General features: G+C 60.3%; 1 protein-coding gene. It reads right to left on the reverse strand.

The features are described from left to right. Positions 1-247 (reverse strand): type 2 periplasmic-binding domain-containing protein (locus tag AC0IW9_RS31600; RefSeq protein ID WP_471652236.1); only part of this gene is annotated, 247 nt, incomplete at both ends.

Below are 247 nucleotides of genomic sequence, written 5' to 3' on the forward strand. Positions count from 1 at the left end.
GTACTTGTCTTGCACTTGCTTGTATTTGCCGTTGGCGCGAATGGCCAGGATGGCCGCGCTGATCTTGTCGGCCAGGGCTTTGTCGCCCTTGCGCACCGCAATGCCTTGGCCTTCGCCGAAGTATTTCTCTTCGGTGAAATCTGGGCCGGCGAAGGCGAAGCCTTTACCAGCGTCAGTTTTCAGGAAGCCGTCGTCGATATTCACCGAGTCCGCCAGGGTGGCGTCGAGGCGGCCCGAAGCCAGGTCG

It is taken from the genome of Belnapia sp. AC561 (genome assembly GCF_979252845.1).